At 40.6% G+C, this 13,323-nt stretch carries 9 protein-coding genes and 2 tRNA genes; 8 read left to right on the top strand and 3 right to left on the bottom strand.

Translation table 11 applies throughout. The annotated features are described in order from the left end of the window. The first annotated feature begins 825 nt into the window (after positions 1-825). On the top strand, positions 826-3,174 hold the full coding sequence (locus tag RMZ42_RS29875) for a PAS domain S-box protein (RefSeq protein ID WP_416211844.1): 2,349 nt from the start codon (positions 826-828) through the stop codon (positions 3,172-3,174). Next, entirely contained in the window at positions 3,161-4,660 is a 1,500-nt protein-coding gene (locus tag RMZ42_RS29870; protein WP_322674821.1) for an ATP-binding protein, read from the top strand. The genes RMZ42_RS29875 and RMZ42_RS29870 overlap by 14 nt, the downstream gene beginning before the upstream one ends. Before the next feature lie 15 nt (positions 4,661-4,675). Here RMZ42_RS29870 and RMZ42_RS29865 read toward each other — a convergent pair whose 3' ends face one another. Beyond that, positions 4,676-5,590 (bottom strand): rhodanese-related sulfurtransferase, encoded by a 915-nt coding sequence (locus tag RMZ42_RS29865; RefSeq protein ID WP_322674820.1) that lies wholly within the window; start codon positions 5,588-5,590, stop codon positions 4,676-4,678. 68 nt (positions 5,591-5,658) lie between these two features. On the opposite strand from RMZ42_RS29865, the gene RMZ42_RS29860 reads away from it, so the two are divergent. From RMZ42_RS29860 to RMZ42_RS29850, 3 genes are all read left to right on the top strand, one after another. Beyond that, positions 5,659-5,731 (top strand) — tRNA-Ala (locus RMZ42_RS29860). Between the two features lie 277 nt (positions 5,732-6,008). Next, positions 6,009-6,455, top strand: coding sequence for a DUF2127 domain-containing protein (locus tag RMZ42_RS29855; protein ID WP_322674819.1), 447 nt, complete (start codon positions 6,009-6,011; stop codon positions 6,453-6,455). Between the two features lie 166 nt (positions 6,456-6,621). Further along, positions 6,622-8,028, top strand: coding sequence for a 1-acyl-sn-glycerol-3-phosphate acyltransferase (locus RMZ42_RS29850; RefSeq protein WP_322674818.1), 1,407 nt, complete (start codon positions 6,622-6,624; stop codon positions 8,026-8,028). Positions 8,029-8,068: 40 nt separating this feature from the next. On the opposite strand, the gene RMZ42_RS29845 is transcribed toward RMZ42_RS29850, so the two are convergent. Together RMZ42_RS29845 and RMZ42_RS29840 are read right to left on the bottom strand one after the other, a co-directional pair. Beyond that, positions 8,069-8,140 (bottom strand) — tRNA-Val (locus RMZ42_RS29845). A 534-nt stretch (positions 8,141-8,674) separates the two neighbouring features. Further along, a complete protein-coding gene (locus tag RMZ42_RS29840) occupies positions 8,675-9,163 on the bottom strand; it encodes a DUF1499 domain-containing protein (protein WP_322674817.1) in 489 nt (162 codons plus the stop codon). Positions 9,164-9,689: 526 nt separating this feature from the next. Here RMZ42_RS29840 and RMZ42_RS29835 point away from each other — a divergent pair. The 3 genes from RMZ42_RS29835 (at position 9,690) to tal (ending at position 13,222) form a co-directional block, all read left to right on the top strand. Then, positions 9,690-9,953 (top strand): hypothetical protein, encoded by a 264-nt coding sequence (locus RMZ42_RS29835; protein ID WP_322674816.1) that lies wholly within the window; start codon positions 9,690-9,692, stop codon positions 9,951-9,953. A gap of 781 nt (positions 9,954-10,734) precedes the next feature. Further along, a complete protein-coding gene (fbp, locus tag RMZ42_RS29830) occupies positions 10,735-11,784 on the top strand; it encodes a class 1 fructose-bisphosphatase (RefSeq protein WP_322674815.1) in 1,050 nt (349 codons plus the stop codon). A 292-nt stretch (positions 11,785-12,076) separates the two neighbouring features. Further along, positions 12,077-13,222 (top strand): transaldolase, encoded by a 1,146-nt coding sequence (tal, locus tag RMZ42_RS29825; RefSeq protein WP_322674814.1) that lies wholly within the window; start codon positions 12,077-12,079, stop codon positions 13,220-13,222. The last annotated feature ends 101 nt before the right edge of the window (positions 13,223-13,323 follow it).

Here is a 13,323-nt window from a genome sequence, read left to right as displayed (position 1 = left end):
CGCTCCTGCTATCAACGGTTAATTCTGAAGTTTAGCTAAATAAGAAAGCGCCCTCCGTTAACAGAGGGCGCTTTTTGTTTTAATGTATAAGAATTACAAGTTGCTTTAACCCACTTTTCCTAACAATTCAAAATATATATATGGGAATAGACATCAATTATTAGTTCGGTCAATTACTACATAAATGACTTGAGTTAAAGAAAAATATATTTCTAGCCAGCCAATTTTTTACTATAGGAAACCATATCTCTTCAACATTTATATAATTTAAAGATCAAAACTGTTGAATTTTCTTTCATCTACTTTCATAAAGTATTGCTATGGTAAAGCCGTAGTAAATGCTTCTATGTTGATAGTTTTTATCGATTGTAATAAATTAGGATTTTTAGTATTAAACAAGTCCAAGTCCTGTTTCAGGTGTCTTTCGTAGAATTCAGGCAAATTTATCATTAAAGAAGGCTTATTGATAATTAAGTCTTTTTGTTGTTTTATCATAAATTGCCACATTATTTAATATGTAGGCATTTCAGGCTATTTTATCTTCCCCCTAGCTGTGCAAGTGATATTTTCTTAGTGTAAACTATCAGACATATTTTACACTGGAGATTTGCATAAATATTGAACCGACATGTATCTCTGTAAGAAGTCTCTTTGAGTACAGACCAATTTTTTATCCCTAAATATCAAAGAGCTTATACATGAAATTCTGAATCAGTAGAAGATTGGATCGTAAAAAACAAATTTTGCAAAAAAATTAATAATTATTTTAGATTTAAAATAATTAAATTTTAGTACATAATAAAAACTTTTATCACAAAACCACTAATGCTATTTTCTGAAAATGAAAGCCAAAGGAGTTTTAATTTCCTTTTCTCTAAAAATCCCAATCCTATGTGGGTATATAACCAGAATAATCTGCAATTCTTAGATGTAAATGAAGCTGCTGTTGTTCACTACGGCTACTCACGAGAAGAGTTCTTGCAAATGCGAATAACTGACGTTCGCCCTTCAGAAGATGTGCCTCTCTTACTTGAATATTTACGACAAAAGCATTCTAGCTTGGACTTTACTGGACGATGGCGACATCAGCGAAAAGACGGACAGATTATTGATGTTGAAATTTTCACACAGACAATAGACTATGGCAATTATAAGGCTCGTTTAGTTCATATACGAGACATCACAGAACACAAACAAATAGAAAGAACTCTTCAACAAAGTGAAGCTAGATTTCGAGTTATTTCTGAAGCTATTCCTGTTCCATTCATTATTTCGCGTGTGTCTGATGGGTTGATTTTATACGCTAATACAGAGTCTCTTCATACATTTCAGTTTTCTCCAGAGTATTTAGTTAATCGCAAAAAAATTGTAGATTTGTATCATAATTTGACAGATTTAGAAGCACTGTTAAAAGTTCTTAATCAACAAGGGTTTATTCATAATTATGAACTGCAATTAAAAAAAGCAGATGGAACTCGTTTTTGGGCGATCGCTTCTTTACAATATTTAGTTTTTAACAATGAATCAGCCATTTTAACAGTATTTAATGATATTAATGACCGCAAAAACGCCGAAACAAAACTTCAAGAACAAAATGAGTTTTTGCGGATAATTTTTGAGAACATACCATTGATGATTGCCCTGATCGATACCAATGGTGAACTCCAGTGGGTGAACCAAGAATGGGAAAATATTCTTGGTTGGAAATTTCAAGATTTCCAAACTTGCGATCTCATGAAAGTGCTATATCCTAATTCTGAATATCGACAGGATGTAATTAATTTTATTCAGTCTGCACAACGCATTTGGGGTGACTTTAAAACTCAGGTGCGCGATGGTCGTTTATTGGATACCTCTTGGACTAATGTTTACCTTTCAAATGGTCAAATTATTGGTATTGGGCAAGATATCACAGAACGTAAGCAAACTGAACTAGCTCTAAAAGCTCAAGCCGAGCGGGAGCAATTGATGCGAACTGTTGCTCAACGGATTCGTCAATCTTTAAATCTTCAAGATATTCTAAATGCAACAGTTCAGGAAGTGCGAGATTTACTTGGGGTCGATCGAGTAATAGTCTATCAGTTTGACTCAGAAATGATCGGCACAATTATGGCAGAATCAGTGGAACCTGGATGGACGGTTTCGTTGGGTGTAGAGATTCACGATACGTGTTTTCAAACAGGCTCAGGAGTGGAATATTATCAGGGACACAAACGAGCGATCGCTAATATTTATGAAGCTGGACTAACTGATTGCCATATTCGCCTGTTAAAACAATTTGAGGTGAAAGCAAATTTAGTTGTGCCGATTTTACTAGAAGTAAGCTCTCAAAACCCTGGCTCTCACATTTGGGGTTTACTGATTGCTCACCAATGCTCTGGTTTTCGGGAGTGGGAAGAAAATCAATTAGATTTGCTCGATCGAGTAACAGTCCAATTAGCGATCGCAATTCAACAATCCAGCATCTTAGCGCAAGCTCAAACGGAACTTGTTCAAAGACAAAAAGCTCAAATAAAGTTAAAAACAGCCCTAGCTGAAAAAGAAGTTCTTTTAAAAGAAGTTCATCATCGAGTTAAAAACAATTTGCAAATTGTCTCCAGTTTATTACAACTTCAGTCTCAAACACTCAAAGACCCGGAAATAATCAAAGTTCTTCGAGAGAGTCAAAATCGAATTGAGTCAATATCTCTAATTCACAAAAATTTATATACTTCCGCTAATATCGGACAAATTGATGTTGCTGACTATATCAATAATTTAGCAGCTAGCTTACTAATTTCCTATCAAATATGCCCTGGTAAAATTTCTCTAGAAACTGATATAGATTCAGTAAGCTTGAATGTCGATCAAGCGATCGCCTGTGGATTGGTAATTAACGAATTAATCTCCAATGCCCTCAAACACGCTTTTCCCAATCAACAAGTAGGCATAATTAGTATCGCTTTACACAATATTGATAACAGTATCGAGATGACTATCCGAGATAATGGGATTGGTTTACCAGATAATTTAGATTGGAGAAATACTGATTCTTTAGGTCTGTCGTTAGTACATGACTTGGTTACAGAACAACTAGAAGGCGATATTACTCTAGAACGCGATCGCGGAACAGTATTCAACATAAAATTTACGCAGTTAACTTTGCATTCATCAATATCAAATGGATCGAGCTAGGATTTTAGTCGTTGAAGATGAAGTGATTGTGGCTAGAACTATTGCTAGTCAACTCAATCAGCTAGGATACATTGTTACGGGTACAGCTTCATCTGGAAAAGTTGCCATTGCCAAGGCATCGGAAACTCAACCAGAACTAGTATTAATGGATATTATTCTTAAAGGTGATATGGACGGTATTGCTACTGCCACTCAGATTCGCGAGCAGTTAGATGTACCTATAATTTATTTAACCGCTTATGGCGACGACCATACCTTAGAAAGAGCCAAAATTACCCAACCTTTTGGATACATCGTTAAACCATTTACTACAAAAGATTTAAAAATTGCGATCGAGATTGGTCTGTTAAAACACCGATTAGAACGCGAACTGCGGGAAAATCGAGATCAGTTAGCAACCCTTTTAAACTCAATGAGTGATGCTGTAATCGCTACTAATGAGCAGGGAAAAATGACATTCATGAATCCCGCAGCTGAAGCACTGACCGGGTGGCAGCAAAAAGATGCTTTAGGAAATGAGGCAGCAAAAATTTTTCATATTGTCGATGAAGTGACAGAGACAACATTAGAAAACCCTGTGACAAAAGTGCTGCGAGAGCAACAGGCTGTTTATTTAGGGGAATTCACATCTCTGATTACAAAAAATGGCAAAAGAATTCCCATTGGCGATAGTGCTTCACCACTGAAGCGAGGAACTGACCAGATAAATGGTGTAGTAGTTGTTTTTTGGGATCTTAGCGAACGACGGCAAACAAAATTGCTAGAGCAAGCATTAGAGAAGGAGCAAGAACTTAACCGTCTCAAATCCCTATTTATCTCTACTGTATCTCATGAGTTCCGTAATCCCCTAACTGTTGTTCAAACCGCAGTAGAACTCATGGAAATGCAGGGAGCAAATTTGACAGATACAAAAAGAGGCATCTATTTAAAGCGAATTCAAGGCGCTGTCCAATCTATGGAAAAACTCATGGAAGAAGTGCTGTTTATGGGTCGAGCAGAAGCAGAAAAACTCATATTCAACCCTACTCCCCTTAACCTAGAGCAATTTTGTCAAGAGTTAATCGAAGATTTTTTGATTGTTAAAAACAGCGCTTGTGAAATTGCTTTTACCTGTCATAGTGAGAATACATCAGCTGTCATGGATGAAGGACTCTTACATTACCTATTTGCAAATCTTCTCTCAAATGCGGTTAAATATTCTCCCCAAGGTGGCAAGATTCAGTTTGATTTAATATGCGATCCCATTGAGAAAGTAGCAACTTTTTATATTCAAGATCGGGGTATGGGTATTCCCGAATCAGACCAAGCTCGACTGTTTGAATCATTCTATCGAGCCTCAAATGTTAAATCAATTCAGGGTACTGGATTGGGGTTAGTAATTGTTAAAAGATGCGTTGATGCTCATCAGGGTCAAATCAGTGTCACAAGTGAAGTTGGAGTTGGTACTAAATTTACAGTAATTTTGCCCTTAAATTCTGAATCATGAGTTATAAATTATTCTTCAACTCACATCCTGATTTTTGTTGCTAACTTGGGTTTGATAGTAGCGCCATTTTTCTTGCTGACGCGCTCTTTTCTCCTCGGTGAGGCTATCAAAACAATAGGGACAGGAGATACCTTGCTCATATTTGGGAGACACTTTATCTTCTTCTGAAATCGGACGCCCACAACAGAGGCACAACTCATAACTTCCTTTCTCCAATCCATGACTAACGGCTACCCGCTCATCAAAAACAAAACATTCTCCTTCCCATAAACTTTTTTGTGCTGGAACTTCTTGCAAATACTTCAGAATGCCGCCCTTGAGATGATAGACTTCTGCAAAGCCTTGTGCAAGCATGAAAGATGAAGCTTTTTCACAGCGAATGCCGCCTGTGCAAAAGAGAGCAACCTTTTTGTGTTTGGTTGGGTCGAGATGGTGGCGCACATAATCGGGAAATTCGCGGAATGATTCAGTTTGGGGATTTTCTGCCCCTTGAAAAGTACCGATATTCACCTCATAATCATTGCGGGTGTCAATCACCGTTACTTCTGGATTGGAAATTAAATCATTCCATTCTTGGGGATTGACATAGATGCCAACTTGCTCAGTTGGGTCAATTTCTGGCAACCCCAAAGTAACAATTTCTTGCTTCAACCGCACCTTCATCCGCTCAAAAGGTGGGGTTTCGGTATAGGACTCTTTGGATTCTAAGTCTGCTAGACGGGGGTCAGAACGCAAAAACCAGAGAACTGAGTCAATGGCCTGACGCGAACCAGCAATTGTCCCGTTAATCCCTTCAAGTGCCAGCAAAATAGTGCCCTTGACACCTTGCGTTTGGCAGTAAGACAGCAGAGAATCTCGTTTCTCGGCAAAATCTGGCAGCTTAACAAATTTATACAGTGTGGCGACAACTTGGATATTTTCTGGCTTCATTCCTTTGGTAATAGAACGATATAAGTTACAATAACAACGGTAATCAAAGTTATCTACTATTTTAGTATGGGGGTTTAGCTCAGTTGGTAGAGCGCCTGCTTTGCAAGCAGGATGTCAGCGGTTCGAGTCCGCTAACCTCCATTGAAAATTTTTGATTGAAATGTGTGATGCCTGCTATTTTTGCTAGTCTACGCACATTAAAATCAATTAAAACCCGATTCATTTTCAAAAAATGGGATTATTTTTCCTTGTTAAGCAAGGGGTTCGGGGAGAGGAAATTATAGTATTGCATTCATTGCACCGATTCAAAGCCGTACTTAGTTAGAAGAATCTCTGGATAAGGAGGTGAACTCTGACTTGACAGCACTCAGGTAATTTTGACGTTCAAAATTTGACTTATCTATGCTTAGGGGGTTCTTTGAAAAAGCGTCCATTGGGGTTAGTGGCAATTGTTCTCTACAAAACATTTACCGCCTTGCTGCTTATGGTTACTTCGATCGCTTTATTATTGACATTAAAAAATTATCAAACTTTAGAGGCGTTTTCAGAAAATTATGTTTTAGAAGGTAAATCGATCGTTATTGATTGGCTTTTAAAGAAAGTTGTTAACTTAAATCCTAGAACTCTAGCATTTAGCAGCATCGGAACCGGAATATATGCTATTGTTACCACTATTGAAGCCGTTGGTTTATGGTACGAAAAGCGTTGGGCACATGTCTTAGTATTGGGACTTGTCGGTATCAGTATTCCACCAGAGATTTATGAATTGATTCGAGGAATATCTGCGATTAAAACATTAGTTTTTGTGTTAAATTTAGCTGTGTTTGGCTATTTATGGCAAAATTTTCCGAAACATCCAAACTAATTTTTGATTCGATACTTAGGGTCTATCGTTGAAAAGTTTAGGAATGCTGAGTAAGCAAAACAGCGAAAGGTAGCGATCAAAAAGCTTAACCGTCAAAGCTCAGGGTTTACGCAAAACCAAGACCCCCACGTTGTACAATCGCTAGAAATATAATCTGGAGAGCGACTTGCCTAGATCGATTCAGTCTACTCAACCACCATTGAAATTTATTCCCCAACGGTTGAATCCGCTGGTACTCCAGATTGTTCGGTGGTTACTGCCGATCGCACTACGGTTTCGCACTCGTCCTTGGCTACCGGCTGGGATTGTCAAAATAGAAGCCACGAATGTTGAAGTATTAGCTGAACTCTATCAACAATTTCAGGCTGGAAAAATTCGCTTTTTGTTGGCATTTCGCCACCCAGAGGTGGAAGATCCCCTCTGTATGCTGTATTTGCTTTCTCGGATTGTGCCACAAGTTGCTCGTCAAAAAGGTATTACATTAAAATCCCTGGTTCACAGCTATTTTCTTTATGACCGAGGTATGACAGTTTGGGCTGGAAAGTGGCTAGGTTGGCTGTTCTCTCTGCTGGGGGGTGTGCCGGTTCGGCGTGGTAGGCGACTAGATCGGCAAGCTATCCAAAATGCACGAGAGTTGTTTGCTAATGGCGCACTACCGATCGCAGTAGCGCCGGAAGGCGGTACTAATGGTCATAGTGGCATTGTTAGCCCCTTAGAACCTGGTGTTGCTCAAATGGGGTTCTGGTGTGTAGAAGACTTAGAAAAAGCTAACCGTTCTGAGACTGTAATTGTTGTGCCGATCGCTATCCAATATAGTTACGTTGAGCCACCTTGGTCTAAACTCGATTGGTTGTTGAGTAAGTTAGAAGCTGATGGTGGCTTGAAAGTTTTGGAAATTGATTCGGGTAATCGCGAAGAGATTTACCATCAACGCCTCTGTAGGTTGGCTGAATATCTAATTACCGAGATGGAAGAGTTTTATCGTCGCTTCTATCATCAAGATATCCCCAAAACCATCTCAACTGATGAATCGAAGAGTGTTAATCAGGTATTAATTGCCCGACTCCATCGCCTACTAGATAAGGCATTACAAGTTAGCGAACAATATTTTGGAGTTCAAGCGCAGGGTAATTTTATTGACCGTTGTCGCCGCTTAGAAGAGGCTGGCTGGAGTTACATTTACCGAGACGATTTGCCAGATATCAATGCTTTAGCACCCTTCAAACGCGGTTTGGCAGACTGGATTGCAGAAGAAGCTGACTTGCGAATGCGGCATATGCGGATAGTGGAAAGTTTTGTTGCAGTCACAGCTACTTATATTCAGGAACAACCGACGGCGGAACGGTTTGCAGAAACAGCTTTGCTTGTATTCGATATGCTTTCTCGAATTCAGGATACAACACTTCCGGGGCGACCTCGGTTAGGTTTGCGACAGGCACAAATCACTGTGGGAGAGCCAATTTCAGTTACAGAACGCTTCAAAAATTGTCAGGGCGATCGCCAAGCGTCTAGACAAGCTGTGAGCGATTTGACAAAAGATTTGCAAATCGCTTTAGAGAAGATGATTAGATAATAGAAATTCTCAGATTTTTGCGTTTGTCGCTCTATATAAGTGGGCGATACTGGATTTGAACCAGTGACCCCATCCGTGTGAAGGATGTGCGCTACCCCTGTGCTAATCGCCCAAGACCTTTTATATTACTATAACTTATTAAATAACGACGTAAGTTGAAATGCTCAGGGCTGACCAAATAATTCGTAATTCGTAATTCGTAATTCGTAATTAATAAATTGAGGATACAAGCCGCTTAATTTATTAATGGAAAATAAAAAAAGTTATTCATTATTCAAACCCCAACATGCGGTATGGGGTGTAATTACGAATTACGTTAGCGCAGCGTTAGCGACGCAGGAGCGTCATTATTAATTACGAATTACTTTGACTTGCTGTGCCTACGCAATTGACGTTATTCTTCATCGTTCCCGTATGTCACGCAAGGACTGTCAATGATGAGTGCTGGCTCAAATGAATTGCAGAAAATAACGGTAGAACAATTAACCCCAAATTCGTCAGGATGAATGCACGTTATCCCTTCTTCTACTAAGGTGTGGAAAGCACAATCATTGCAGATAGTCTGACATTTCTCCATTAAGTATAAATTTTAAATGGTATTGCGATCGCACTTCTCTCAGTTAAATGAGAATAAGTAGCGACAAAATCAAATGTTTAAATCGCGTAGAGCCAGACGAATCTGCTCGCTTCGTCTGCGGTTGACACCGAGATCCGACTCTCCCACACGAGATGCCGATCGCAGATGAATTACTGACTCATTAGGAGGTAAATAAAATTCTACATCATCAACAAATTTGAAGATACGGCTTTTAGAAAGAGCGTGGATGTAATTATCTGTTTGTTCTACAATTTCTGTACGCGGAACAACACTGATAACTTTTAGTAAGATTTCTCTAGCTGCATTGCGGTCTACATGATAAGGAATCGGGTCGATGGCGTGTTTTTCATCTGGGTTTTGACTAACAACACAGTTGTCTGAAGCCGGACAAGAACTAAGATGACCATTCTCAACTCCCAAGCTAGAAGCAGCCCAAGTAGCCCCAGGAAGTATTAAACTACTAATCAAAGTTAAAAGTATTGCTTTTGCAATACTCCGTAAGAATCGCTGCCGGAATGCTGTTAGTAAACGGGACATAATAAATTTAGTCCTTTTGTGCGGTTATTTTGAGTGAGTACTGCGAATTGCTGGTTCGCTCTACAGATTATCATCTATCCAGCCGCACTCTGAGTTTGGGCAATCGCGATGTAGCCGCGCCGACCAGTCCCTTGTGCCATTATTCCTGCCAATAAGGGAATCAAGCCAAAAAAGTGACCAATAATTCAGATTTACATTGACTACGAATCCAAAATCATTAGCAGGGGTTGCGACTGCATTCCCCGATCGAAAGAAGCAGGGGAGTAGGGAGCGGGGAGCAAGGGGGAGAAGCTGAGACAAAGCTTGTACCCCTCCCCAGATGAGCGCCCTCTTATGGGCGGGGCTGCTGCGCGAACGCCAACGCGAACGTACCCATGCTCTGCTTGGCTTTGCGCAGAGTGTTGGCCTGCTCCCCCAGCTAAAAGCCCCTTCCCCTCTGCCTCTTCGATGATTCCAGCTTTGACTCAAAAGAATTGGCTGGTATCGGCTTTGTTGTGGCCAATGTTAGAAAGTTTGATGGTTGTAGATGAACATAGGAATAATCCAGCCTTACAGTAACGGGTTTTTAGAAGTTGTACCAGAGAGCGATTATTGGCAGATTGCAGCTATACACATCAATGGCCAAGCCTACTGTCCTACTCCTCAGCTTTATCGTTCAGAAAAAGTGGCATTAGCAAAAGCAACACAAATTTATGATTGGATAGCTGACCACGAACACCAAATCAGTGATGAGGCTTACTACTGCTCTGAATTGAAACTCATCCTATGGCAGCAACCAAAAGTATCTTAGTACAGCATTTCATTAATTCGTACCGAATTAAATTGGCAATCCACGACAATGTTAATGCGTCGGCTTGCATTGTTAATGCGGTGGCCGCCTTGTTAATGCATTGGCTTGTATTGTTAATGCGGTGGCCGCCTTGTTAATGCATGGGCTTGTATTGTTAATGCGGTGGCCGCCTTGTTAATGCGTTGGCTTGCATTAAAAACTAAAAACGCTACGCTTTTAAGCAAAGCTGTACTTAGTTAACTAGGCAGATTGCTTGCTTTGGGCAAATCTGATACTAGTTTTGTATTAATGTTTCAGAGTAAAGCTATAGTCCCTGCCGCAAATGTGTGGATTTTACAAAGAAAGGCAGAAGGCAGAAGGAAAGAAGTACTAACGAAAACTTTAGTTATGGATTATTGCCCACTAGTATAAAAAAATTGTGTCTCCTGCCATGCATCTCGACACAAGGCATCCTTACTTCAATTCCACGTTTAAAAACGTGGGTTCCCTTCTGCCTTCTACCTCCTGCCTCCTGCCTCCTGCCTTCTGCCTCCTACCTCCTGCCTCCTGCTTCCTGAATTTGTTGATAGTAAGCATAGGCATACCCGCCCGCTTGAGAAATTCATGTTAAGTCGAAGTAGCTAGGATCTAGGTACAGGAGTCACTGAAGATTCATTTCTTTAGTTTATCTAAAGTCGCATCTAAGTTATCAAATTACCTTTCTAAGATAGAAGCAGCAACTATAAGTTGCTATAGATGACTAAAACCCAATTAACAGCTAGTTGCTGCGGAGAACATAAAAATGGCTAAAGCGCCAGAATCTTTAGACTTATCTGCCTACGATGCTACAGACAGAGCTTTAGACCGTGACTGTACAACCTTATCCCGTCACGTCCTCCAACAACTTCAGAGTTTTTCGCCAGATGCACAGGATTTGAGCGCGCTGATGAATCGCATCGCCCTGGCCGGAAAACTGGTGGCTCGTCGTATGAGTCGCGCCGGTTTAATGGAAGGTGTTCTTGGATTTACTGGGGAAGTTAATGTCCAAGGGGAATCCGTCAAAAAGATGGATGTTTATGCCAATGATGTATTTATCTCAGTGTTTAAGCAAAGTGGCTTAGTCTGTCGCCTCGCTTCTGAGGAAATGGAAAATCCTTACTACATCCCGGAAAATTGTCCCATTGGCCGCTATACCTTGCTGTATGACCCAATTGATGGCTCATCCAACACTGATAATAATCTCAGCTTAGGTTCCATTTTCGCCATTCGCCAACAAGAAGGAACTGATAGCGATGGTAAGGCAACTGACCTACTCGCCAACGGACGCAAGCAACTCGCTGCCGGATACATCCTGTATGGGCCATGCACGATGCTGGTTTATACTATAGGTAAGGGGGTTCATTCCTTTGTTCTCGATCCCAGCTTAGGAGAGTTTATTCTCACAGAAGAAAATATTCGCATTCCTAACCACGGGTCTGTTTACAGTGTGAACGAAGGTAACTTTTGGCAGTGGGAAGAATCAATTCGAGAATATATCCGCTACGTTCATCGCACAGAAGGCTACAGCGCTCGTTATAGCGGCGCAATGGTGAGTGACATCCATAGAATTTTGGTTCAAGGCGGCGTGTTTCTCTACCCAGGCACAATTCAAAACCCTGAAGGAAAATTACGCTTGCTTTATGAAACGGCTCCTCTCGCCTTTTTGATTGAGCAAGCAGGTGGCCGTGCTACTACAGGACTGGTAAATATCTTGGATGTGGTGCCAAAAAAACTGCATCAACGCACACCTTTAATTATTGGCAGTAAAGAGGATGTAGCAAAGGTGGAGTCTTTTATTCAAAACGGACACTAGAAGATAATTCGTAATTCGTAATTCGTAATTACTGTTACGTAAGGATTTTAGACGTTTTATAAGAGTAACTTATTTCCTCTGTGCTGTACTCTCATCTGGCATTAATTAAAAGTTAATCATGGTGATTTAGGATCAGGGATGCAATGTAGCGCTTTTTGAAGATCAATTAAAGATTATCTCAGCTGGCCGATGCGATAAGTGATTAGCAACGCCACAATTCAAAAGTAAGTATCGATGCGTTTTGCCAACTTCACTTAGAAACATCACTATACAGGAGTGAAATAAACTAGCTATGACTACCAATCATCTACTAGAAATTAACCAATACGGTCAAAGTATCTGGATGGATAATTTGACCCGTGACATTATTCAATCAGGTGAACTCAAAGACATGGTTGAAAATCAAGGTATATCTGGGATTACTTCTAACCCAGCTATCTTTGAAAAAGCGATCGCTGGTAACGTTATTTATGATGCCGATATCGAAGCCGGAGTTCGGGCTAACTTACCCTTAGACAAAATTTACGAATCCCTAGTTTTTGCAGATATCCGCAATGCCTGTGATATTTTACGCCCTGTTTATGAAGCCTCGAATAGACTAGATGGTTATGTGAGTATTGAAGTCCCGCCAACCATTGCCCATGATACTGAAGCAACCATAACCGAAGCCCGACGCTATTTCCAAGAAATTGGTCGGGAAAATCTGATGATTAAAATTCCTGGTACAGAACCTGGTTTGCCAGCAGTAGAACAGGTAATATCCGAAGGGATGAATGTTAATATTACGCTGCTGTTTTCTGTAGAAAGCTATGTAAACACAGCAATGGCTTATATTCGGGGCTTAGAAAAACGGGTGGCTGAAGGGAAGGACATCAGTAAAATTGCTTCAGTTGCTAGCTTCTTCCTCAGCCGGATCGATAGCAACATTGACGGCAAGATTGATGCTAAGTTGAAAAAAGGCGTTGATGATATTTCCGTGGAAGCAAAGCTAAGAGCTGTTAAAGGAAAAGTAGCGATCGCTAACGCTAAGATTGCGTATCAAGAATACAAGAAAATCATTAGAAGCGAGCGTTGGCAAGATTTGGCAGCAAAAGGGGCTACACAACAACGGCTACTTTGGGCTAGCACCAGCACCAAAGACCCCAACTACAGAGATGTGATGTATATCGAAGAGTTGATCGGCCATGATACCGTCAACACCGTACCACCAGCGACCATTAAAGCTTGTGCCGATCATTGTAACGTAGGCGATCGCTTAGAAACAGATTTAGATAATGCTTACACGCTGATCGAAAACCTCAAAGATCCCGACATCAACATCGATCTTGATAACGTCATGGATGAACTGTTAGTCGATGGTATTGACAAGTTTATCCAGCCCTTCCAGTCCTTGATGAACTCTTTAGAAGACAAGATCAAGGTATTGTCACCAGTGTAGGGACTGGGTATTGGGGGCAAGGGGACAAGAGGGACAAGGGGGCAAGGAGGACAAGGGGACAAGGAGAATAACCCATGCCCAATGCCTCATGCCCCATGCCC

Source organism: Nostoc sp. DedQUE05 (assembly GCF_034530955.1).
Taxonomy (GTDB): domain Bacteria; phylum Cyanobacteriota; class Cyanobacteriia; order Cyanobacteriales; family Nostocaceae; genus Nostoc.
Note: the sequence above shows the minus strand (reverse complement) of the source record. Positions and strands in the feature narration are given on the sequence as shown.

Excerpts from the sequence above, each read along its gene's own strand:
- RMZ42_RS29875 (WP_416211844.1), top strand. The coding sequence starts at position 826 with ATGCTATTTTCTGAAAATGAAAGCCAAAGGAGTTTTAATTTCCTTTTC.
- RMZ42_RS29870 (WP_322674821.1), top strand. The coding sequence starts at position 3,161 with ATGGATCGAGCTAGGATTTTAGTCGTTGAAGATGAAGTGATTGTGGCT.
- RMZ42_RS29865 (WP_322674820.1), bottom strand. The coding sequence starts at position 5,590 with ATGAAGCCAGAAAATATCCAAGTTGTCGCCACACTGTATAAATTTGTT.
- RMZ42_RS29840 (WP_322674817.1), bottom strand. The coding sequence starts at position 9,163 with ATGTCCCGTTTACTAACAGCATTCCGGCAGCGATTCTTACGGAGTATT.
- RMZ42_RS29835 (WP_322674816.1), top strand. The coding sequence starts at position 9,690 with ATGAACATAGGAATAATCCAGCCTTACAGTAACGGGTTTTTAGAAGTT.
- fbp (WP_322674815.1), top strand. The coding sequence starts at position 10,735 with ATGGCTAAAGCGCCAGAATCTTTAGACTTATCTGCCTACGATGCTACA.
- tal (WP_322674814.1), top strand. The coding sequence starts at position 12,077 with ATGACTACCAATCATCTACTAGAAATTAACCAATACGGTCAAAGTATC.